Raw genomic sequence first — 20,621 nt, forward strand, 5'->3', positions numbered from 1 at the left:
ATTTAAAAAGAAAGCCTTTATGACCGAACTATCAAATGCTCAGATTCAAGAGCTCCGTACCAAAGTATTAGGCGCTGCAGCCAAAGTGCCTGGGGCTTTAATTGGCCTCGGAATTTTATTTATCGTCCTTGGCATGATTGGTATCGCAGGTCAGACATTGTTTTCGTTTATCTCGGTAAATATTTTAGGGATCTTCTTGTTTGCTGGCGGTATTTTGCAAGGTACTCATGCTTTGAAATCACAAGGCTGGAAGAGTGTTGGAGTACAACTCGTTTTAGCTGCCCTTTATATTGCAGCTGCAATCTTTACTTGGGCTTTTCCAATTCCAGCGCTTGAGGCAATTACATTGTGGCTTGCTGCCATCTTTTTTGTAACTGGCGCTTTGCGACTAATCTCTGCATTTCAGCATCGTCACTTCCGTGAATGGTTCTGGTTGGTATTGTCTTCAGCAATCTCTATCTTGATGGGTGTGCTGATCATGAATGGTTATCCTGAGTCTAGCCTTTGGCTACCTGGTATGTTGATCGCTATTGAGCTGTTGCTGCAAGGTTGGTCATTGCTCTTCATGGGCTTAGCAGCTCGTTCATTGACTAAGTAATTAAAATTCGTTCACTAGTGTAGAGAGCTGCATCATGACCATGAAAAAAACGGATCTCTATAAGAATCTCGCACTGAAAACGGCGCAGGGAATGAAAAATGCTGCCAAGTCTCCTAAGCTCGGCGTTGCTGAGAAGGCTAAATCCAAAAAAGAACTAGCAAATGCCAATCCTTTGCTAGCTTCTTTAATGGGTAAGACTAAATCTAAGTAGTTATCAAATTAGGCGCAGATAGGCATTAGATATGCGTCAGAGGACATACCTCAAATTTTGCGTGTCGACGCTGATTTTGCTTGCTGCATCCAGCACAGTGTATGCCCAAATTGCGCCCCCGCCAGATTACGATCAAAAACTCAGCGATGTTGTAGTAACTGCAACTCGCTCTGGTACGCCGCTGGATCAGATGTCCTTAAATACAACGATTCTGACAAAAGAAGTTCTAGAGTCTTCACCCGATCAAACCATTGATCAGGTCCTCAAGAATGTACCTGGGGTTTTCTTAAACGACGTCCCTTATTACCAAAAAGATCCAACAGGACAAAGTATTAACGTGCGTGGCTTGGGCTATGGCCGCACCCTGGTTTTAATTGATGGCCTTCCAGCGAATGATGCCTTCTATGGAACGGTGCAGTGGAATTTGGTTCCTATGTCATCGATTGAGTCGGTTGAGTTTGTGCGCGGGGGAGTCTCCAGCTTGTGGGGAAACTATGGTATGGGCGGCGTGATTAACATCAACACTAAGACGCCTAAAAATAGTGGACAAGACGTTTCTGCTAGTTATGGATCATTTGCTACGGGCAATGTCGCAGCCTCAAAAGATTTAATTGTTTCAGATGCGATGCAGATGCGTTTTTCAGCTGATTACTTCTCTAGTGAAGGCTTTCAGAACTACGCGACGATATCCCCAGGCTCGCCAAGCAATATTAAAAATGGCATGGGTACTGATGCCGTCAAGAATTCTAATGTCCGCCTCCAAAGTTACTTTAAGCCCACGCAAGATACCAATGGGTTTTTGAGGTTAGGCTATGGAACGATGGCTGATCTTAGTAATAACTATGCCATTGCTCCTAACTTAATACAGACAGCCGATGTGGCTGCTGGATCAACCACCAATTTGGATGTTGATAAAAAAGCTCAGGTTAATGTGTACTACCAGGCCACCAACTTCTATAAACAGACGGCAAACAATTTAAGTACGGCGCCCTATAAGCCTTATATCAATGCAAACTACACTGATCCTTATTCGACTGTAGGTGCATCAGCGCAATACACGCATGATCTAAAGGCAGCAGGAATTGATCAATATATTCTTGGGATAGATGCCAGAAATATCTCCGCATCGAATCAAACCAATAATTTGGCGGCTACAGGCGCAGTGAGTTCGGTGAACTACGCGCAGGGTCAGCAAAATTTTTATGGTTTGCTAGGGCAATTGAAGTCAAACGCGACCGCTATTCCGCTGGAGACTACTTTGAGTGCTCGGGTGGATTCTTGGAATAGTCAAACGCCAACTTACTACAACGCCAATGCGGGTTCGTCTGCCACGTATCAGGCGGTACCCAATAAAGGCAAAACTCAGCTCAGCCCCTCTTTGGGTCTGCTCTATAAAGCTACGGAGCGATTGGACTTTAGGGGTGCCGCATACCAGGCGTTTCATGCGCCAAGTATGAACAACACTTTGCGTAGTTATGGCAACTCCGTCAGTGGATATTCCCTGGCTAATCCCAATCTCACGCCTGAGACTATGACGGGCTATGAGCTTGGTACAGACTATCGCTGGAAGAGTGGCTTTGCTCAGCTCACGGCATTTAATAACTACATTACGAATGCAATCACGAGTTACAAAATAACCAGTGCTAATGCGGCATTTGCCAATGGCTTGTGTAGCGCTTCAGGTATAACTGGTTGCGTGAGTAATGTAGGTGGTAGCGGCTATACCAATGTTAGTTACTATACGAACCAACAAAATCTATTAAGCCGCGGTATTGAATTGCAATACCACCATGATGTGAATGCTCAATGGGCCGTTGACGGCGGTTATACCTATACGAAAACGGTCTTAACGTGGAGTGCGACTAGTGACCCGATTAATACTCAAGTGGGTGGGGTTCCGCAAAATATGGCGAATGCTGGGGTTACCTACTACCCGGTTCCGCGAGCAAGTTTGACTACGACGGTTCGGTATGTCGGTAATTCATGGATGTCTACGGGATCCTTGCCGGTGCCAGCTTATGCGCTTGTGGGTCTCAAGGCGAACTATGAACTTACGCCGCAGGCTTCAGTCTTTGCTTCGGTGGTGAACTTATTTAATCGCCAATACGTTACTTTCAATATTGCCTCGCAAGCGTCAGCTTACCAGGCTGGTATGCCTCAGGCAATCACCGTGGGCGCGCGACTTCAGTTTTAAGGAGTCCATTTGTTGCGCTGCAGTAGATTGAATGGTTTAAATTAGATTCACAAAAATGCTATAGCATTGCTTTATTGATAAAAATAAACAAAATTATGGGAGATTCAGAATGAAATACAACATGAAGAACAGCGCTCTTCACGCGCTAATGTTTGCTGCCGGCATGGTAGTTGTTAGTGTTGCTGGCGCACAAGCTCCTGCCGCTGCTCCAGCTAGCGGGATCCCGCCAACCTGGGCCCAAGGCAGAACAGCCGATGGCATGAATCCTGCATTGGCACCTAATCCTCCGGGCATCTCTGCTATGCCTGCGGATGAAATTCCTGTTAGCAAACTCAAAGTACCTGCTGGTTTTAAGGTTGAGCTCTGGGCCTCTGGTATGCCTAATGGTCGCTCAATGACAGAGTCTCCAAGTGGTACGGTTTATGTAGGTACACGCTTTACTGGCAATGTTTATGCGGTAGTAACGAAAGATGGCAAGCGCGAAGTAAAGACAATTGCTAAAGGCTTGCATCGTCCTAATGGCGTTGCGTTTGTGAACGGCTCACTTTATGTAGCTGAACTTTCACGCATTATTCGTTATGACAATATTGAGCAGAATTTAGATAGCCCACCAGCACCAGTGGTGGTGTTCGATGCGCTTCCTAAAGATGAGCCACATGGCTGGAAGTTTATGAGACTCAGTCCTGATGGCCAATATTTGTATTTCCAAATTGGTACACCTGCAAATATTGTTGTGCAACCAGTAACTCATGCCACGATCGTAAGATTGAATCTAAAAACCAATATTTTGGAAACGGTAGCATCTGGCGTACGTAATAGCGTGGGCATGGATTTCCAACCTGGAAGTAAAGAGTTGTGGTTTACAAACAATGGGCGTGATTGGGCTGCTGAAGATAAGCCAGGTGATACTTTGAATCGTTTGGTACGCCCTAAAGGGATGAACTTTGGCTATCCGTTCTGCCATCAAGGTGACTTTTTGGATCCTGAGTTTGGTAAGGGTCGTTCATGCGAGGAGTTTGATAAGCCTGTGTACAACTTAGGCGCTCACGTAGCAGCATTGGGTATGCGTTTTTATAACGGCAAACAATTCCCGGCAGACTACAAAGGCAATATCTTTATTGCTGAACATGGCTCTTGGAATAAGACCCAGCGCGTAGGCTATCAAGTTGTTCGCGTGGTCTTAGATTCTCAGAATAAAGTTGTTAAATCTGAACCGTTTGTTACAGGCTGGCTTGAGGGTGATAAGTTCTGGGGTCGTCCAGTAGATGTGCAAATGCTCAAAGACGGTTCTATGTTGGTATCCGATGATGAGACCGGCGCAATCTTCCGCGTATCTTACGGTAAATGAAATTCGTAATTAGCACTAAGGCCATCCTCGGGGTGGCCTTTTTTACTACCCTTTGTTTATCACCGGTTATTTATGCTGCGCCTCCTGATGCGCTAGCTGGAAAGGCAAAAGCGCAAACTTGTTTTGCTTGTCATGGTGAGGATGGCATCTCCATATCACCAGATATCCCTAATCTTGCAGCGCAGCCACCGCTATCCATTACTTATCAGTTGATTCAGTTTAGAGGGCAGCAGCGTAAGGGTGGGGCAATGGAGGCTCTTGCGGCACCACTCAGTGATCAAGATATGCGAGACATCGCTGCTTACTTTGCTAGCTTGCCTGCGCCGCCTGCAAAATCAGGTAACGCGGATCAAATTGCTAAAGGCCAACAAATCTCTAGTACCCAGTATTGCAACTCCTGTCATGGTCCACAGCTTCAAGGGCAGAAACACATTGCACGTTTGGCCGGGCAATCCAAGGAATATCTCATAGCTCAGCTAAAGAATATTCGTTCTGGAGCCCGTATTGATATGGATGGCACAATGGGCAGTGCAGCACGCGGCCTCAGCGATGATGATATTGATGCCTTGGCTGCCTATGCTGCTTCACTGAAGTAGTTCAAATAATTCAATTGGTCCCCAATCAACCCTTTATTCAATATTCTCATTGCAGTCCAAAAACCATTTTCTTCTAGTCGATTTTTTAAAGACCTTCGCAGCCTTAATCATCATCCTGCATCATTTCTCAAATTATGGGCAAATTGCAGAAGATGCCAGGCTGCTACTTCCTGGGGTGATGACTTGGTTATTTGAGTATGGCCGTTACGCAGTGCAAATCTTTTTAGTCATGGGTGGCTATTTGGCAGCCCAATCATTGACCCGTTCCACTGATTTGAAGAACGCCCGCAATGTGTTGAAAACAATCTTTAATCGTTACTTGCGTTTATTTGCACCCTATGTATTGGCGCTCATTCTCACAATTGCTTGTGCTTGGATTGCGCGCTTTTGGGTTCGAGATGAATTTGTTGGTGAATCAGAAACCCTAGGGCAGTTCTTGGCCCATTTATTTTTTCTGCAAGGTATCTTAGGTTTAGATTCGATTTCTGCTGGTGTTTGGTATGTGGCGATTGATTGGCAGCTCTATGCCATTTTGGCAATCATGTTGGGGATGTTTCCTGGTTTTCGTTCCCTGATATGGATGTTGTTGGTGCTCTGCGTAGCATCCTTACTATTTTTTAATCGCTCTGGCGTTTATGAAAACTACTTCATTTACTTTGTAGGAGCTTATGGACTTGGGGTACTGGCGCAGCTTTGCAAGAACTATCCTGATCCTCAAGTAAATCGATTTGCCAAAATTATGTTTGTAGGAATTGGAGTTGTCATTGTTGTTTCAAGCTTTCACCAAATTTGGCTCAGAAACATATTGGCCTATTTAGTTGCCATTGCTCTCATTCTTTGGGGAGACTCAGCTTACAAAGATCAGAAACAAGATCAGAAGCGTCCTCAGCATCAGTCCAGAAAACACAAGCTGGTCAATGTCATTCTCTGGGGGAGCAGAAGATCGTACTGTGCTTTCTTAATTCATTTTTCGTTTGTCTTGCTGGCAAATACGCTGTATATCGCTTGGGGAATGAGCGGCTTTCATGACGGTGTCATGGCGCTTGCCTTGATGCTGGTTGCTGTTGTTGCTAGCTGGGTGACAGCAACCTATCTCTATCGCTGGGTAGAGGTGCCTGCTCGCAAGATTAAACTTTAAAGACCCATATCTTTGAGAACGCGAAAAATTTCGCGGTAAGCCTTGGGTGGCTTGTTTTGTTCTTTCTCTCGACGTGCATTCCGAATTAAGGTGCGCATATTCTGAATATCCATATCGGGATATTGTTCAATCATCTTAGTGAAGGTTTCATCATTCGCAATCAGTCTATCGCGATAGCTTTCTAAGAAATGAAGCTTGGCGGTCTCGGCCTTGCTCACCCCTTGAATCGCATCTAAACGCTTCTGAATCGCATCCAATTCTTCATCATCCAAGAAGCGCATGAGTTTGCCAAGATATTGCTTATGACGACGAATCGCTTCAAAACTCTTAATTTTGTTAGTCTCAGCAACAGCGGCCTTGATAGCTTCATCAAGAGGGATGGTCTTCAAGGCATCGCTACTGAGGGCGGCCAATACTTCTGCCAATTTTTGGCGATCAGTCATTTGGCGCTTTAGTTCTGACTTGCTGGGCCCATCTTCAGGGTCAACTAGCTTGGGAGTGCGATTCTTCTCATTAATGTGCATAACTGTATTTTAGATGGGTATAGAGAAGGGGGTCATATTTCGCTTGTATTTGAGGCTGATTAATTTGCACCTTCAGCATAATGCTCCTTGCTCACATCCAAAGTCTTTGGGATATTTTCATCATGTTCGAGCATGAGTGGGTGGACTATTAGAGCCCCACTTTTCACTTGTAATGCAATGAATAGGGCCTCGGCTCTCTCTGTATAACCGCCAAGGACACCCCAATGCGTTTCATAGGGAGCTTTGTTTGCCCAGGGCGTGACCTCTTCGACGAATGTTTTGAGCCAACTTGCTAGCTTGATAAAAACTGCTCTTGGTAGCAGATAGGTTTGCCATAGAGTCAGGGGTTGGTTGCGAAGATCATTCATTGACCAATCAGTACCGAAGAAGTTGTTATAGCTCTCAATGAGATAGGGCCAGTTAAATGCATAAGATGCAGTCATGGGGCTTAGTTGCCCTGCGCTATCCATGATCTTTCCTCCAACTTGCGCATAAGCAATTTGTGGAGCAACAAAGGCTGGGTTGATTGCACTTCTGACAAGCCGCTTTATTTTATTAACGAGCCCCTCTTGAGATTCACCCCTAGCTATTTTTCTGAGCAAGCTCGCAGATTTTTCAGTCCACCGCATATCGTATTGCGTGACACCTATGAGATCTGAATCTGGAAATAGATTATTGGAGAGTATATGGAGAAAGCACGATGTCTCCATATATCCTTGTTGTTGCAGTTCTGGATTATAGATATCTAGTTGATACTCTAATGTGACTCCGGGGGCGTTTGCTAAATCTGTATTTTCAACGCCATCTTTGCCTATCATTTTCTTATTCGTTTTTTCAATATTCACCCCATAAAACACAAACCATTGGGCTATTTCCGCATCCGTAAAATGGGGGAAAATTAACTGTTGATCTAATGTTTGATGAAAAACAATGAGAATTTTTAACGAGGACATTTGGGCGGGCGGCAATGAGAGGACGGAAGATAGCTTAAGTTTGCTGGATTGATGTTTCCGTGAAGTCCCATATATTGTAGTTATCTAAGCAGAAAACCCTTTGTAAGAATAAGTATGAACCCATTTTCTGTGTTTGAGGAATAATGGGTGCTAATAAAAGACTTGCTTTGAAAAATAGCTATGACTGACATCAATCGAAATAATCTCTACGATTACATCATCATCGGAGCGGGTAGTGCTGGCTGCATGCTGGCCAAGCGCTTAACTGAAAACCCCAAGAAGAAAGTCTTGCTGATTGAGGCTGGTAAGAATGACAACTACATCTGGATCCATATTCCAGTTGGATACTTATATTGCATTGATAACCCAAGGGCAGATTGGCGTTTTAAAACAGCTGCCGAAAAAGGCTTGAATGGTCGTTCATTGTTATATCCGCGTGGCCGTGTTTTAGGCGGATGCTCATCCATTAACGGCATGATTTATATGCGTGGTCAAGCGGGTGACTATGAGTCTTGGGTGCAGGCAACTGGTGATGATTCTTGGTCTTGGGAAAATGCCCTTAAGCGTTACAAGTCATTTGAGGATTACCACAGCGCTGCAAATGAATGGCATGGTAAGGGTGGTGAGTGGACTGTTTCAAAGCAGCGCTTACGTTGGCCCATCATGGATCGATTTAAAGAGGCCGCAGTTGAGGCGGGCATTCCGGCTTCAGAGGACTTTAACTGTGGCGATAACTTTGGCGTGGGTTACTTCGATGTCAGTCAGCGCGCTGGTTGGCGCTTAAATACATCTAAAGCTTTTTTAAGGGATGCTGCAAAGCGACCCAATCTTACGGTATTAACTCAAGCTGTTGTGAGCAAACTCAAAATTGATCCTGCTACCAAAAATTGTCTTGGAGTCGAATACATCAAGGACGGTCAATCCCGCGAAGCCTTATGTGCCATCGAGCAGGGTGGTGAGGTATTGCTGAGTGCGGGCGCAATTGGTAGCGTACAAATTCTAGAGCGGTCCGGTGTTGGCGCTGCTGCACATTTAAATCAATTAGGCATCCCCGTTATCGCTGATCTCCCGGGTGTTGGCGAGAACTTGCAAGATCACTTACAACTGCGCATGGTTTATAAAGTGAATGGCATTAAGACTTTGAATACCAAAGCCAATACTCTTTCTGGAAAGATGATGATCGGTTTAGAGTACCTCTTTAAACGATCTGGCCCAATGTCGATGGCACCATCGCAGTTAGGCGCATTTGCCTATAGCTCGCCAGAACAAAAGAGTGCTAACGTTGAGTATCACGTACAACCTTTGTCGTTAGAAAAGTTTGGTGAAGATTTACATTCATTTAATGCCTTTACGGCAAGTGTTTGCAATGTACGCCCTACCTCGCGGGGTAGTGTTCACATCAACTCGACTGATCCTGAGGCACCACCAGTGATTAGTCCGAATTATTTGTCGACCGATGAGGATCGTAAGGTGGCAGCGGAGTCTTTGCGCTTAACTCGTAAGATTGTTGAGCAGGCCGCCCTGGGCCCTTACGCTCCGGAAGAATACAAACCAGGCGTGCAATATCAAACGGATGATGAGTTGGTTAAAGCGGCGGGGGATATTGGTACAACCATCTTCCATCCGGTAGGTACATGCAAGATGGGGCGTAATAACGATCCGATGGCAGTACTTGATTCTGAATTGCGCGTTAGAGGCATTCAACATCTTCGTGTAGTCGATGCTTCGGCGATGCCTACGATTACCTCGGGCAATACTGCCGCTCCTACAATGATGATCGCTGAGCGCGTGTCGGAATTGCTGACGCGTGCCTAAGACTTCACAGAAAAGCTATTCATTACCCGCTAGTCATCTATTGCTGGCGTTAGCCATTGTGGCAGTGTGGGGGACGAACTTTGTCGTGATTAAATTGTCACTCGCAGCTTTTCCACCATTTTTATTTGCCGCACTGAGATATACCTTTGCATTTCTTCCTTTGGTCTTTTTTGTGCCAAGACCCAAAACATCTTGGGTCAATCTTTGTATTTATGGCTTGGCTGTGGGCGTGGGGCAGTTCGGAGTTCTGTACTTTGCGATCGATGGCCGCATCTCCCCGGGCCTCGCTTCTCTGGTGATTCAGACCCAGGTATTTTTTACTATCGGCTTTGCGATGTTTTTTGCTAAGGAGCGTTTGCGCACTTACCAAATGCTGGCGGTATTAGTTGCTATGACTGGTTTGGGAATTATTGCGCTGCACACTGATGTCACAACCACCTTCTTGGGTCTTGCCTTAGTGGTATTTACTGGCTTTTCCTGGGGGGTTGCCAATACGGTTAGCCGTAGGGCGGGCTCTATCAATATGCTGGCCTATGTGGTTTGGGCGAGCGCTTTTGCGATTCCTCCCTTATTTGCAATTTCTTTCCTTTTTGAGGGCGGGTGGGGTCATATGAGTACTTCTTTAACCTCAGCCCCAGTAGGGGCATGGGCTGGTGTTCTTTGGCAGTCTTGGGGAAACACCATCTTTGGCTATTCCGCCTGGGCGTGGCTGCTCTCTAAGCATCCGGCGGCAGTGGTGGCGCCTGCGCCTTTGCTGGTACCTATTTTTGGCATGGGGGCGGCAGCTTATTTCTTGGGGGAGCCATTACCCTTATGGAAGATCTTGGCAGCGGGCTTGGTGATCGTTGGGCTGATCATCAACCTTTTTTGGCCAAACATTGAACGTAGCCTGAAGCGGCAATTTTCTTGAGCCTCTTGGGCTAATGTAAAACCCTAATACAAGGCCCTTTTTTTGCCTTTGTATTAACAGTAAGATAACTGTTCGTTTCGGTTTTACCTATAAAAAAGTATTTATTCATTAGCAATTTTTAGTCATGGAGACTTTATGAACATTCGTCATCACATTTTTGCAGTAGCCGCTGCTGCAATGCTTACAACCGGCGCTTATGCTGCCGATATCAAACTTGGTGTTGCAGGTCCATTTACTGGTGGTTCATCCTCAATGGGTGTCAGTATGCGTGACGGTGTTCGCCTTGCTACAAAAGAAATTAATGCTGCTGGTGGTATCAACGGCAACAAAATCGTTTTGGTTGAGCGTGACGATGAAGCGAAAAACGAACGTGGCGTACAAATTGCACAAGAATTGATTAACAACGAAAAAGTAGTAGCTACTTTGGGTTACATCAACACTGGTGTTGCATTGGCATCACAGCGCTTTTATCAAGAAGCAAAGATCCCAGTAATGAACAACGTAGCAACAGGCACATTGATTACTCATCAGTTCCCTAATGCTGCTGAAAACTATGTTTTCCGCAATGCCGCTCCTGATGTCATTCAGGCTCCTATGATTGCAAAAGAAGCCGTTGAGAAGCGTGGCTTGAAGAAGGTGGCTATTTTGGCTGACTCAACAAACTATGGCCAGTTAGGCCGTGAGGACTTAGAGAAGGCATTGAAAGGTTACGGCGTAACTCCAGTTGCAACTGAAAAGTTCAACATCGGTGACGTTGACATGACTTCACAGTTACTCAAAGCAAAGAATGCTGGAGCCGACGTTGTGTTGACATACGCAATTGGACCTGAGTTGGCACAAATTGCTAACGGTATGGCAAAGTTGGGTTGGAAAAAGCCAATCATTGGTAGCTGGACATTGTCTATGGCTAGCTTCATTGATACAGCCGGTAAGAACGGTAACGGTGCAACCATGCCTGAGACTTTCATTCAGCAGCCTGCAACTACTCCAAAGCGTAAGGTATTCGTAGATACATACCTAAAAGAGTTCAAGCCAAAGAACGGCATCATTGCTTCTCCAGTATCAGCAGCTCAAGGTTACGATTCTGTATACCTATTGGCTGCAGCTATCAAGCAGGCAAACAGCACAGAGGGACCAAAGATTTTGGCGGCATTGCAAGATCTGAAGACTCCAGTTGACGGCGTTGTAATGACTTATAACAAGCCATTTACTGCGACTGACCATGAGGCTATCAAGGCAAAAGACGTGGTGATGGGTGTTGTTGAAAATGGCCGCGTTGAATTCTTGAATGCTGAGGACGCAACAGCGAAAAAGAAGTAATTTAAGCTCTAGGGCAGGCAATCTAAATAATTATTTTGCACTGCAGCATTAGATAAAGCAAAACGCCGCCCACAAGCGGCGTTTTGCTTACAATGTCGGATTCGTTAATAAAACAGTTTTAAGAATATTTAGGCCAATAACATGGACATGTTTGCACAAATCCTCTCGAGCGGCATAGCGGTGGGGATGATCTACGCGGTCATCGCTTTCGGCTTTCAGCTTACATTTGCCACATCTGGCACCTTGAACTTCGGTCAAGGTGAAGCGCTGATGTTAGGTGCTCTTGTAGGTTTAACTTGCGTAGATACCTTTGGCATGAATTACTGGGTGATGATTCCAGTGGTTTGCTTGTTTGGTATGTTGCAAGGTAGCTTCGTTGAGCTCATCGGTGTCCGTCCTGCAATCAAGATTAAATCGGAGTTTGGTTGGATTATGTCTACCATCGCTCTCGGGATTATCTTTAAGAACGTGGCTGAAAATATTTGGGGTCGTGATGCATTGCCATTTCCATCGCCGTTACCAATGGAGCCAATGAGTTTCTTGGGTGCAAATATTTTGCCAATGGAAATCTTGGTAGTTGTTGGTGCATTGGTGATGATGTTGTTGGTGGAGTTCTTTAACCGCAAAACTATTTACGGTAAAGCGGTTGTTGCGACAGCAAACGACCGTGATGCAGCTGGCTTGATGGGTATTAATACCAGTGTAGTAATTACCTTCTCTTATGCACTTTCTTCTTTAACTGCAGCGTTCGCGGGCGTATTGATTGCACCATTAACCCTGACTGGCGCAACCATGGGTGGCGCACTAGGCTTGAAGGCTTTCGCTGTAGCGATTATTGGCGGCTTATCTAGCGGCCTTGGCATTATTGTTGGTGGCTTGATTCTCGGTATCGTAGAAACAGCAACCGGTTTTTATATCTCTACTGGTTACAAAGATGTGCCCGGCTTGATTTTGCTATTGCTTGTGTTGGCGTACAAACCATCTGGTCTCTTCGGCAAATCTGCGATTAAGAAAGTCTAATGATGAAATTGAAGTCTCTATTACCTATATTGATTGCGATTGCGGGCCTGATTTGTTTGCCCCTCTTTATTCACAACCCTTACTACATTCACTTAGTTGAAACGATTCTGATCTACACCATTTTGTTATATGGTTTGGATATTGTTGTTGGTTATGTTGGCCAGGTTTCTTTAGGGCATGCAGCCTTATTCGGAATTGGATCGTATACCGCTGGCGTTTTGTATTTCCACCTTGGTATGCCAATCTGGGTCAATATTCCAGCTGCCATTATTGTTACTGCAATCTTTGGCGGAATCTTAGCTTTGCCAGCATTGAAAGTAATTGGACCTTATTTGGCGATGGTGACCTTGGCGTTCGGTACGATTGCACAGATTCTGATTAATGAGATGACTTGGTTGACCGAAGGGCCTTTGGGCATCAAGATTCCAAAGCCAGAGTTAATGGGTGTCCCAATGACGAAGGCAGAGTACTTCTGGTTGGTTTCTGCAGTTTTGATCATTTCACTGATCGTAGTCGACCGTTTTGTAAAGTCTCAAATTGGCCGCGCATTCGAAGCATTGCGTGACAGCCCAATTGCTTGTGACTGTATGGGTGTATCTGTTTATCGCTTTAAGGTGATCGCATTTGTGATTAGCGCCGGCTTTGCTGGTTTGGCTGGTTGCTTATACGCTTATTCAGAGCAATATATTTCACCAAATACTTATAACAATGAATTGGCTGTTCTCTTCTTGCTCGGCATCATTATGGGCGGACGTAAGTCTCGCTTGGGCGCATTGATTGGTGCTGCCATCATTGTATTGTTGCCAAAACTCTTGGACGACATCAATCTATTCCGCATCGTTGCTTCGGTTATTGCAATCGTGGTGGTTGTGGGTGCTGGCATGGCTTTATCTAAGAAGATCACTACTCCTAAGCGTGTAGCTCTTCCTATCATCGGCGTAGTGGGCTTAGCAGCATTTTCATTCTGGTTGAATAGCATTTCTGACTGGCGTTTGAGTATTTTCGGCTTCATGATTTTGCTAGTGGTGTATTACTTGCAAAGCGGTATCGTTGGTTTTGCGAAAAGCTTCTACCAAGCGATGGTTGGCAAGGCGAAAACTACTCGCGGCGGTGATCACGAAGAAGTGGATGATTCTATTAGCTTCATCAGTACTGTTGCCAATCAAAATACGGGTGCCGAGCTTCTGAAGGTGGATTCTGTATTGATGCAGTTCGGTGGCTTAAAGGCATTGAACAATGTTGACCTCAGCATCAAGCGCGGCACTATTCATGGCCTGATCGGTCCTAACGGCTCAGGTAAGAGCACGATGATGAACGTGTTGACTGGTATTTATGTGCCCACAGCCGGTAACGTGTTGTACGCAGGCGAAAGTGTTGTTGGTAAGACTTCTTCGGATATCGCCTTGTCTGGTATCGCACGTACCTTCCAAAACGTTCAGCTCTTCGGTGAGATGACTGCCATCCAAAATATTTTGGTTGGCTTGCATCACACCTTCAAATCCAACATGGTGGAGATTGCTTTGCATCTGCCGCGTTACAAGAAAGAAGAAGCTGAAGCACATGCGCGTGCAATGGCATTGCTTAAATTCGTTGGTCTAGATGATTTAGCGAATGAAGAAGCGCGTAACTTGCCATACGGTAAGCAGCGTTTGCTAGAGATTGCTCGTGCCTTGGCATTAGATCCTGAGTTACTCTTGTTGGACGAGCCAGCTGCTGGTTTAACAGCGCCAGACATCAAAGAACTCTTGCGCATTATTCGTAAGATCCGTGATAGCGGTATTACTTTCATCCTGATTGAACATCACATGGATGTGGTGATGTCAGTTTGCGATACCGTTTCTGTATTGGACTTCGGTCAGAAGATTGCAGAAGGTAAACCAGCTGAAGTTCAGGCAGACGAGAAGGTGATTCATGCCTACTTGGGTACTTAATCACTAGAACATATTGAATCGGTAAATACCATGTTATCTATTAAGAATCTTGAAGCAGGCTACGGCAAAGTTAAAGTCCTCCATGGCATCAATATTGATGTTCCTAAAGGGCAAGTGATTACTTTGATTGGCTCAAACGGTGCTGGCAAAACTACCACCATGCGCGCTATTACGGGCATGATTAAGCCAACAGCCGGTGAAGTCACATTAAGTGGCGAAAAAATTGATGGTTACGACTCTCATAAAATCGCCCGCCTAGGTTTGGCTCACAGCCCTGAAGGTCGCCGCGTGTTTACAACGATGTCCGTAACTGACAACTTGTTGCTTGGTGCATTTCCACGCTTTACTGGTAGCCGTCCAAAAGGTGACATCAAGCAAGACTTGGAAAAGTCTCTTGAAATGTTTCCACGTCTCAAGGAGCGTCGCAATCAATTGGCTGGTACTTTGTCTGGTGGTGAACAGCAAATGTTGGCAATGGCTCGTGCTGTGATGCTCAACCCAGAGATCATTCTTTTGGATGAGCCATCTATGGGTCTCGCTCCAATCTTGGTTGAGGAAGTATTTAAGATTATTTCTAATCTCAAGTCACAAGGCGTCACTATGTTGTTGGTTGAGCAGTTTGCTGCTGCCGCTTTAAACGTCGCTGATTACGGTTATGTTTTAGAGAACGGCAAGATTGCTACTCATGGACCTGCTGCAAAGCTCAAGGATGATCCTGCTGTGAAGGCGGCTTACTTGGGTGGTGCTGGTGGTCACTAAGTAGTTGTCTAAGCCGAAGGTAATTAAGAAGCCCTTAGCAATAAGGGCTTTTTCTTTAGTTGGATAAGAGTTTTATAGCCTCTCGAATCAGCAAGGCGCGATAGCCCATATAAAGGGCAACCAAAGTAAAGCCAACCAAGAAAAGCTTTGGAATCAATGCGCCTTCGGCTACTAGTTCACTATTCAGTAGGCCTATAGCTACCGCAAGAAAGAAGGCTGCGCCCAAGCACAATACAACCCAATTTTCATTGCTGGCCACTTGCTGGGTTAGGTTGTTATAGGCAAGAACCTGAAAGCTGCCGCCCGTTGTGTATCCCGATACAGTGATCTGATCGCCATCAGCAATTTTCATGGGGGATGAAAACTTTGCTTCGACTGCTGTATCGCCCAAATTAAATTTGGAGATGAAAAAGCGTTTGTAATACTGCGAAGAATGGTCGTGAGTAGGCTTTTCTGGGTTTACGTATTCCAGCAACTCATTATTAAGATTGCTTACCGTGCCAGAGACGGTGCTAATGGAAGTGGATAGAAAGGTGCTTGGCTTGGTAAAGGACATCAGCAGAACTCCTAAAAGGCTAAAGCTGAGTATAAAGAGAAGGGAGGGTAGTAGCCTTTTAGGCATCACTAAAAGATAGTCTCAATGATTTATTGCCTTGATCATTAAGCTCACGGCAATGACTAACGTAAAGACTGCAAATATTTGCTGAATCCTAGGGCCGCTTATTTTTCGCTCCAATACTTTTCCTAGCAGAAGTCCTAATAGTGAACCGCAGGCAAAAGGAATTGCGATGGCTGTATTCAGGGTCCCAGATGCAAGGGAGATAAAAGCCCCTCCAGCAGAAACAATAGCGAGAACACCAAGTGAAGTGGCGACAATTGATTTCATTGGCAAGTCAGTGAATTTATTTAAGGCGGGAACTAGAATAAATCCCCCGCCAACACCTAGTAGACCCGATAGAAATCCAGCAGTAGCGCCTGAGATCATGAGTGCACGCGCGCATGGCACTGTCCAAATCAGCTTTCCAATTGATGAGTCTAGTTGGCAGGGTGGACTTTTAATTTGTGGAAGGGGTTTTCCGGAAAGATTTCTGGCAACCTGTAAAAGCATCCGAATAGAAACGTACATCAACACCAGGCTAAATAATATTAGTAGCGGAGTATTCGGTACCTTCTGAGCTAGCCATAAACCAGCCGGGGATAGGACCAGGCCAAAAATCGCCATTAACATGGCTGCTTTATAGCGAAGTGCTTTGGCCTTGAATCCAATTACAGCGCCTGCAAAAGCCGAAACAGTAATTGCTGTTAATGCTATCGGGCCTGCCTCTGACATTGGCAGATGCAGAAGAAACACCAGTAATGGTACTGATAAGATGCCGCCCCCAGCCCCCGTCAGGCCCATTAAGACGCCAACAAATACTCCAATTGCTAAGGTTAGGTAGGGCAAAAAGTCCATCAATTAATTTTCAAATGGACGCGCTAACCACTCTCTTCCCTTGAGCATCGCATTCCAGTAAAGCCAAGGAAGAACATCTTTCTTCAGAATCCAAGCGAGTCTTGTAGCTTTAAGTGGATTAATGAGCCAAGGAAAGGTGGGTAAGAGTTTTCCACCAAAACCAAACTCTGCCAAAACAATTTTTCCGTTCTCTACCGTCAGTGGGCATGAGCCATAACCATCATATTTAGTTGGCAGTGGTTTGTTATATTTTGCTGCTAGTAAGTTCTCTGCGACGACCACAATTTGTTTTCTGGCTGCAGCAGCAGTTTTAGAGTTTGGCGACGAACAGCAATCGCCAAGTCCGAAGATGTTCGGGTAGCGAGTATGTTGCAGGGTAAATTGGTCTACATCTACAAAACCATCAGCATTGGAAACGGGGCTTCCCTTGAGGCAGTCTTGAGGGCCTTGTGGGGGTACTACATGTAGCATATCAAATGATTTCTCAACCTGTGTAACATTTCCATCCGCATCTTTGACTGCAAAAATCGCTTTTTTGGCTGGGCCATCCACGGAAATGAGATTGGTATTGAAATTGAGTTTGGCGTTATATTTTTTGACATATTCCATAAGCGGCGGGACAAAGTCGGCTACACCAAAGAGTGCGCCACCCGCATTGTCTAACTCAACCTCAATATTGTTTAGGCGACCTTGTTGCTGCCATTCATAGCAGGATAGATACATTGCCTTCTGAGGTGCGCCAGGGCACTTGATTGGCATGGGGGGTTGAGTAAAAATGGCTTTCCCAGACTTCAAGCCTTGCACAAGTTCCCAGGTATACGGAGAGTACTCATAACTATAGTTAGAAGCCACCCCATTTTTACCAAGCGTTTCTTCTAGCCCGGGTATAGCATCCCAGTTTGTTTTAATGCCTGTTGCAATTGCTAGTTGCTTATATTTAACTGCAGCACCATTACTAACCAGAACTTCATTGGCATCTGGATTGAAGCCCACAATCTTCTCTTTAATCCAGCGCACTCCTGATGGAATGAGATCTTTAGTTTGACGACGACTATTTTTGACGTTAAATGCACCGCCGCCCACTAGCGTCCAAGAGGGTTGGTAATAGTGCTCTTCAGAGGGCTCAATGATTGCGATATTTAGAGAGTGGTCTCTGGATTTCAGGCTAGCAGCTAAGCCTATACCAGCAGCACCACCGCCTGCAATTACTACGTCAAATACATTGGAACTCGAGTTTGCTGAAGTCATGCTATCTCCACCTCTATGTTTTATTAGATCTAGGTCAATAAAATAGCTTGAATTATAGTGATTTGCTATCAGGGTTTATGATTAGTCTACATTTTTATATAGTATTTATCATAAAATAAATCATTTACAGCAAATTGGATAAATAGATGAAACCGATTGTTAAGGGCTTTTTTGACCCGGATACCTGGACCGTAACTTATGTGGTTTATGAGAAACCGAGTTCACCATGTTTAATCATTGATTCAGTGCTTAATTATGACCATAAGTCAGGGCGTACTAAAACGAAATCAGCCGATGAAGTGATTGAGTTCGTCAAGGCTAATAACCTAGCTACAGAATGGATTTTAGAAACCCACGCACATGCAGATCATGTTTCAGCGGCACCGTATCTAAAATCAAAATTAGGCGGCAAGATTGCTATAGGTGATCATATCTCGGTGGTACAGGGGGTATTTAAAAAAGTGTTTAATTTGGAAGAGGCATTTCAAGCGGACGGCTCTCAGTTTGATGCTTTGCTTAAAGATGGGGAAGAAATTCACTTTGGAAATCTAAGCTTTAAGTCCCTCTTTGTTCCCGGTCATACGCCAGCCTGTATGGCTTATCAAGTAGGTGATGCCATTTTTGTAGGCGACACCATGTTTATGCCTGACGTTGGAACTGCCCGATGTGATTTTCCAGGCGGTGATGCACACACGCTTTATCAGTCGATGCAAAGGATTTTATGTTTTCCTGGTGAGACTAGATTATTTATGTGCCACGACTATCCGCCAAATGGGCGTCCAGTAAATTACGAAACAACAGTAGCTGAACAGAAGAAATCGAATATTCATATGCATGATGGTATTACTGAGGATGAGTTTGTTCAGATGCGTAGTAAGCGTGATGCCACATTAGATATGCCGGTACTTATTTTGCCTTCGATCCAAATTAACATTCGCGCAGGTGATATGCCTCCGAAGGAAAGCAACGGGATTTCATATTTAAAGATTCCTCTTAACGCACTGTAATTTTCATGTTGAACGAAAAAAAACGAATTGCAGAACTTAAGAAGATGCAGTCTTCTGCCACAAAGGCTTGTGAGTTCTTAAAAGTACTTTCAAACCCGAGTCGACTGATGTTGTTGTGTGAAATCGCTGTTGAGGAGCGGTGCGTTGGGGATCTGGAGGAGTTAACTGGAATACATCAACCGACCTTATCGCAACAGCTGACAGTACTGCGCACTAAAAAGTTGGTTAAGACACGCAGAGACGGTAAACAAATTTATTATTCTCTTTCCAGTGACATAACGTTATCGGTCATGAACTTGCTTTACAGTCATTATTGTAAAAAATAAACCTGTTTTTAGCGCTCTCACAATTTAGTTAGTAGTTATTTTTGGCTTCATAATGGCGGTGAGATGCAATAAAAAAATGACAGCGAATATGAGCCCCATAATCCAATGGGTATTAATTACCGTATCGCGGATTTCCTCTGGCCCGTAATAAAGCATTCCTCCGGTAATGAGAAGTGCAAATAGAAATCCCAGTTGGCTAAAGCCACTCCACAACTGCCTTCTCGACTTATAGCCCGCCTTGATATGAAAAGGCATTACCGATCCAAGAGCTAAGGTAGCCAGCATTGCAGCAATGCCATGAGCTGCGAGAATGCTATGGGTGCCAAAAGTAGATCTTTGGATCTGAAATTGATGCCCTAGAAGATACATCAGGCCAGTGATTGAGCAGGCCATCATGCCGCAGATGACAAACGTTCTTTGCCAGCGAGGCATCTTCCCAAGGCGGCTCATGCGACTATCCTTAGTGCTTGCGCTGAGAAATGACTAAAGCAAGGGTGATGCTCATTATTGGATAAGGCTAGAACCTTGGTGAGTGCATCAGCATAAACACACTCTTTTGCAAGAATAGAGAATGACCCAGCAATCTCCACATGAACCTCGGAAAAATTCTGGGCTAGAGGATTGATAATATGACTCCTCTGGCCATCTCTTTTTGCAAAGTAAAGACTGCTTGTGGCAATAGCCCCATCTTTCAAAGAGCCAATATTAATCAACTCCCCAGGTGTCTCAGGATGGCGAACTTGAATTGGGAGGGAGGTATTCCCAAAAACCCGTAGGTCACCACCAGCATTCACTGAGCCGGATGTGATGCCCTCTGATATTAAGACTCTCACCGCCATATCTACTGCAAACCCCTTGGCGATTCCACCCAGATCAAGGCAGACTGGGCGACAGGACCTTATCAAGTCTGGCGCTAGGAAGTGAATATCTTCAACGCCACCAAGATCATGATTGGAGAAGTTGATATGGCGGGGCAATAATCCTGCAGTAACTAGACGATGGCCGATTCCACAATTAAATAGGCCATCGGATTCCAAATGAACCTCTTTTGCTATTCGGATGACTTGCGCAGTCCACGGATGAATCTCAACTGCTTCGATGTGGGCACTTCGATTGATTTGGCTTAGCTCACTTTGAGGATGATGAAAGCCCATAAGGTCATGAATATTTTGAATGGCTGCAAAAGCATTATTAATAGCCTCTTGCCCATCATCTTGATTTATGGAGATCTCTACAAAGGTGCCAAGAAGTGGTTTGCAACGAAGCATTG

21 protein-coding genes are annotated in these 20,621 nt (G+C 45.0%); 14 read left to right on the forward strand and 7 right to left on the reverse strand.

Features of this window, described 5'->3' with window-relative positions; all coding sequences use genetic code 11:
- The first annotated feature begins 19 nt into the window (after window positions 1-19).
- The 6 genes from ICN44_RS10600 (at window position 20) to ICN44_RS10625 (ending at window position 6,085) form a co-directional block, all read left to right on the forward strand.
- Window positions 20-598: an HdeD family acid-resistance protein gene (locus ICN44_RS10600; RefSeq protein WP_216263930.1), complete on the forward strand. Its 579-nt coding sequence runs from the start codon at window positions 20-22 to the stop codon at window positions 596-598.
- A gap of 34 nt (window positions 599-632) precedes the next feature.
- Window positions 633-809 carry a hypothetical protein gene (locus tag ICN44_RS10605; protein ID WP_158009036.1) on the forward strand — a complete coding sequence of 59 codons (177 nt, stop codon included), beginning with the start codon at window positions 633-635 and terminating at the stop codon, window positions 807-809.
- Between the two features lie 31 nt (window positions 810-840).
- Window positions 841-3,003 carry a TonB-dependent receptor gene (locus ICN44_RS10610; RefSeq protein WP_216263931.1) on the forward strand — a complete coding sequence of 721 codons (2,163 nt, stop codon included), beginning with the start codon at window positions 841-843 and terminating at the stop codon, window positions 3,001-3,003.
- A 109-nt stretch (window positions 3,004-3,112) separates the two neighbouring features.
- Window positions 3,113-4,351, forward strand: coding sequence for a sorbosone dehydrogenase family protein (locus ICN44_RS10615; RefSeq protein WP_255537600.1), 1,239 nt, complete (start codon window positions 3,113-3,115; stop codon window positions 4,349-4,351).
- Window positions 4,348-4,947 (forward strand): cytochrome c, encoded by a 600-nt coding sequence (locus ICN44_RS10620; protein ID WP_216263932.1) that lies wholly within the window; start codon window positions 4,348-4,350, stop codon window positions 4,945-4,947. The genes ICN44_RS10615 and ICN44_RS10620 overlap by 4 nt, the downstream gene beginning before the upstream one ends.
- Before the next feature lie 49 nt (window positions 4,948-4,996).
- Window positions 4,997-6,085 (forward strand): acyltransferase, encoded by a 1,089-nt coding sequence (locus ICN44_RS10625; RefSeq protein ID WP_216263933.1) that lies wholly within the window; start codon window positions 4,997-4,999, stop codon window positions 6,083-6,085.
- Here ICN44_RS10625 and yjgA read toward each other — a convergent pair.
- Together yjgA and ICN44_RS10635 are read right to left on the reverse strand one after the other, a co-directional pair.
- Complete coding sequence (gene yjgA, locus ICN44_RS10630; protein ID WP_216263934.1) at window positions 6,082-6,609, reverse strand: ribosome biogenesis factor YjgA; 528 nt, start codon at window positions 6,607-6,609, stop codon at window positions 6,082-6,084. The two genes, ICN44_RS10625 and yjgA, sit on opposite strands and share 4 nt — an antisense overlap.
- A 59-nt stretch (window positions 6,610-6,668) precedes the next feature.
- Window positions 6,669-7,562, reverse strand: a complete 894-nt coding sequence (locus ICN44_RS10635; RefSeq protein ID WP_216263935.1) for a hypothetical protein — start codon at window positions 7,560-7,562, stop codon at window positions 6,669-6,671.
- Window positions 7,563-7,742: 180 nt separating this feature from the next.
- Here ICN44_RS10635 and ICN44_RS10640 point away from each other — a divergent pair, with 180 nt between their 5' ends.
- The 6 genes from ICN44_RS10640 to ICN44_RS10665 all read left to right on the forward strand — a co-directional run bounded on the left by ICN44_RS10640 (window position 7,743) and on the right by ICN44_RS10665 (window position 15,317).
- Window positions 7,743-9,377 carry a GMC family oxidoreductase gene (locus ICN44_RS10640; RefSeq protein ID WP_216263936.1) on the forward strand — a complete coding sequence of 545 codons (1,635 nt, stop codon included), beginning with the start codon at window positions 7,743-7,745 and terminating at the stop codon, window positions 9,375-9,377.
- Window positions 9,370-10,287: an EamA family transporter gene (locus ICN44_RS10645; RefSeq protein WP_216263937.1), complete on the forward strand. Its 918-nt coding sequence runs from the start codon at window positions 9,370-9,372 to the stop codon at window positions 10,285-10,287. Before ICN44_RS10640 ends, ICN44_RS10645 begins: the two co-directional genes overlap by 8 nt.
- Before the next feature lie 135 nt (window positions 10,288-10,422).
- A complete protein-coding gene (locus tag ICN44_RS10650) occupies window positions 10,423-11,607 on the forward strand; it encodes an ABC transporter substrate-binding protein (RefSeq protein ID WP_216263938.1) in 1,185 nt (394 codons plus the stop codon).
- A 141-nt stretch (window positions 11,608-11,748) separates the two neighbouring features.
- A complete protein-coding gene (locus tag ICN44_RS10655; RefSeq protein WP_072583996.1) occupies window positions 11,749-12,627 on the forward strand; it encodes a branched-chain amino acid ABC transporter permease in 879 nt (292 codons plus the stop codon).
- Between the two features lie 2 nt (window positions 12,628-12,629).
- On the forward strand, window positions 12,630-14,558 hold the full coding sequence (locus ICN44_RS10660) for an ATP-binding cassette domain-containing protein (RefSeq protein WP_216264007.1): 1,929 nt from the start codon (window positions 12,630-12,632) through the stop codon (window positions 14,556-14,558).
- Window positions 14,559-14,588: 30 nt separating this feature from the next.
- Complete coding sequence (locus ICN44_RS10665) at window positions 14,589-15,317, forward strand: ABC transporter ATP-binding protein (RefSeq protein WP_216263939.1); 729 nt, start codon at window positions 14,589-14,591, stop codon at window positions 15,315-15,317.
- 55 nt (window positions 15,318-15,372) lie between these two features.
- Here ICN44_RS10665 and ICN44_RS10670 read toward each other — a convergent pair whose 3' ends face one another.
- The 3 genes from ICN44_RS10670 to ICN44_RS10680 all read right to left on the reverse strand — a co-directional run bounded on the left by ICN44_RS10670 (window position 15,373) and on the right by ICN44_RS10680 (window position 18,018).
- Window positions 15,373-15,873: a hypothetical protein gene (locus ICN44_RS10670; RefSeq protein WP_216263940.1), complete on the reverse strand. Its 501-nt coding sequence runs from the start codon at window positions 15,871-15,873 to the stop codon at window positions 15,373-15,375.
- A gap of 81 nt (window positions 15,874-15,954) precedes the next feature.
- Window positions 15,955-16,770 (reverse strand): sulfite exporter TauE/SafE family protein, encoded by an 816-nt coding sequence (locus ICN44_RS10675; protein ID WP_216263941.1) that lies wholly within the window; start codon window positions 16,768-16,770, stop codon window positions 15,955-15,957.
- Window positions 16,771-16,773: 3 nt separating this feature from the next.
- The gene (locus ICN44_RS10680; protein WP_216263942.1) at window positions 16,774-18,018 is read right to left on the reverse strand and encodes an FAD/NAD(P)-binding oxidoreductase; all 1,245 of its coding nucleotides are present in this window, start codon (window positions 18,016-18,018) and stop codon (window positions 16,774-16,776) included.
- Between the two features lie 146 nt (window positions 18,019-18,164).
- On the opposite strand from ICN44_RS10680, the gene ICN44_RS10685 reads away from it, so the two are divergent.
- Window positions 18,165-19,025: an MBL fold metallo-hydrolase gene (locus ICN44_RS10685; protein ID WP_216263943.1), complete on the forward strand. Its 861-nt coding sequence runs from the start codon at window positions 18,165-18,167 to the stop codon at window positions 19,023-19,025.
- Between the two features lie 44 nt (window positions 19,026-19,069).
- Window positions 19,070-19,351 (forward strand): metalloregulator ArsR/SmtB family transcription factor, encoded by a 282-nt coding sequence (locus ICN44_RS10690; RefSeq protein ID WP_370624901.1) that lies wholly within the window; start codon window positions 19,070-19,072, stop codon window positions 19,349-19,351.
- 24 nt (window positions 19,352-19,375) lie between these two features.
- On the opposite strand, the gene ICN44_RS10695 is transcribed toward ICN44_RS10690, so the two are convergent.
- Both ICN44_RS10695 and ICN44_RS10700 read right to left on the reverse strand, forming a co-directional pair.
- Window positions 19,376-19,801: a hypothetical protein gene (locus ICN44_RS10695; RefSeq protein ID WP_216263945.1), complete on the reverse strand. Its 426-nt coding sequence runs from the start codon at window positions 19,799-19,801 to the stop codon at window positions 19,376-19,378.
- Window positions 19,798-20,619, reverse strand: a complete 822-nt coding sequence (locus tag ICN44_RS10700) for an FAD:protein FMN transferase (RefSeq protein ID WP_216263946.1) — start codon at window positions 20,617-20,619, stop codon at window positions 19,798-19,800. Before ICN44_RS10700 ends, ICN44_RS10695 begins: the two co-directional genes overlap by 4 nt.
- Window positions 20,620-20,621: the final 2 nt, after the last annotated feature.

Source organism: Polynucleobacter sp. JS-Fieb-80-E5, from assembly GCF_018882015.1.
Classification (GTDB): domain Bacteria; phylum Pseudomonadota; class Gammaproteobacteria; order Burkholderiales; family Burkholderiaceae; genus Polynucleobacter.

Excerpts from the sequence above, each read along its gene's own strand:
- ICN44_RS10680 (WP_216263942.1), bottom strand. The coding sequence starts at position 18,018 with ATGACTTCAGCAAACTCGAGTTCCAATGTATTTGACGTAGTAATTGCA.
- ICN44_RS10615 (WP_255537600.1), top strand. The coding sequence starts at position 3,113 with ATGAAATACAACATGAAGAACAGCGCTCTTCACGCGCTAATGTTTGCT.
- ICN44_RS10600 (WP_216263930.1), top strand. The coding sequence starts at position 20 with ATGACCGAACTATCAAATGCTCAGATTCAAGAGCTCCGTACCAAAGTA.
- ICN44_RS10610 (WP_216263931.1), top strand. The coding sequence starts at position 841 with ATGCGTCAGAGGACATACCTCAAATTTTGCGTGTCGACGCTGATTTTG.
- ICN44_RS10620 (WP_216263932.1), top strand. The coding sequence starts at position 4,348 with ATGAAATTCGTAATTAGCACTAAGGCCATCCTCGGGGTGGCCTTTTTT.
- ICN44_RS10640 (WP_216263936.1), top strand. The coding sequence starts at position 7,743 with ATGACTGACATCAATCGAAATAATCTCTACGATTACATCATCATCGGA.
- ICN44_RS10700 (WP_216263946.1), bottom strand. The coding sequence starts at position 20,619 with ATGCTTCGTTGCAAACCACTTCTTGGCACCTTTGTAGAGATCTCCATA.
- yjgA (WP_216263934.1), bottom strand. The coding sequence starts at position 6,609 with ATGCACATTAATGAGAAGAATCGCACTCCCAAGCTAGTTGACCCTGAA.
- ICN44_RS10665 (WP_216263939.1), top strand. The coding sequence starts at position 14,589 with ATGTTATCTATTAAGAATCTTGAAGCAGGCTACGGCAAAGTTAAAGTC.
- ICN44_RS10675 (WP_216263941.1), bottom strand. The coding sequence starts at position 16,770 with ATGGACTTTTTGCCCTACCTAACCTTAGCAATTGGAGTATTTGTTGGC.
- ICN44_RS10605 (WP_158009036.1), top strand. The coding sequence starts at position 633 with ATGACCATGAAAAAAACGGATCTCTATAAGAATCTCGCACTGAAAACG.
- ICN44_RS10635 (WP_216263935.1), bottom strand. The coding sequence starts at position 7,562 with ATGTCCTCGTTAAAAATTCTCATTGTTTTTCATCAAACATTAGATCAA.
- ICN44_RS10695 (WP_216263945.1), bottom strand. The coding sequence starts at position 19,801 with ATGAGCCGCCTTGGGAAGATGCCTCGCTGGCAAAGAACGTTTGTCATC.
- ICN44_RS10670 (WP_216263940.1), bottom strand. The coding sequence starts at position 15,873 with ATGTCCTTTACCAAGCCAAGCACCTTTCTATCCACTTCCATTAGCACC.
- ICN44_RS10655 (WP_072583996.1), top strand. The coding sequence starts at position 11,749 with ATGGACATGTTTGCACAAATCCTCTCGAGCGGCATAGCGGTGGGGATG.
- ICN44_RS10690 (WP_370624901.1), top strand. The coding sequence starts at position 19,070 with ATGCAGTCTTCTGCCACAAAGGCTTGTGAGTTCTTAAAAGTACTTTCA.
- ICN44_RS10650 (WP_216263938.1), top strand. The coding sequence starts at position 10,423 with ATGAACATTCGTCATCACATTTTTGCAGTAGCCGCTGCTGCAATGCTT.
- ICN44_RS10660 (WP_216264007.1), top strand. The coding sequence starts at position 12,630 with ATGAAATTGAAGTCTCTATTACCTATATTGATTGCGATTGCGGGCCTG.
- ICN44_RS10685 (WP_216263943.1), top strand. The coding sequence starts at position 18,165 with ATGAAACCGATTGTTAAGGGCTTTTTTGACCCGGATACCTGGACCGTA.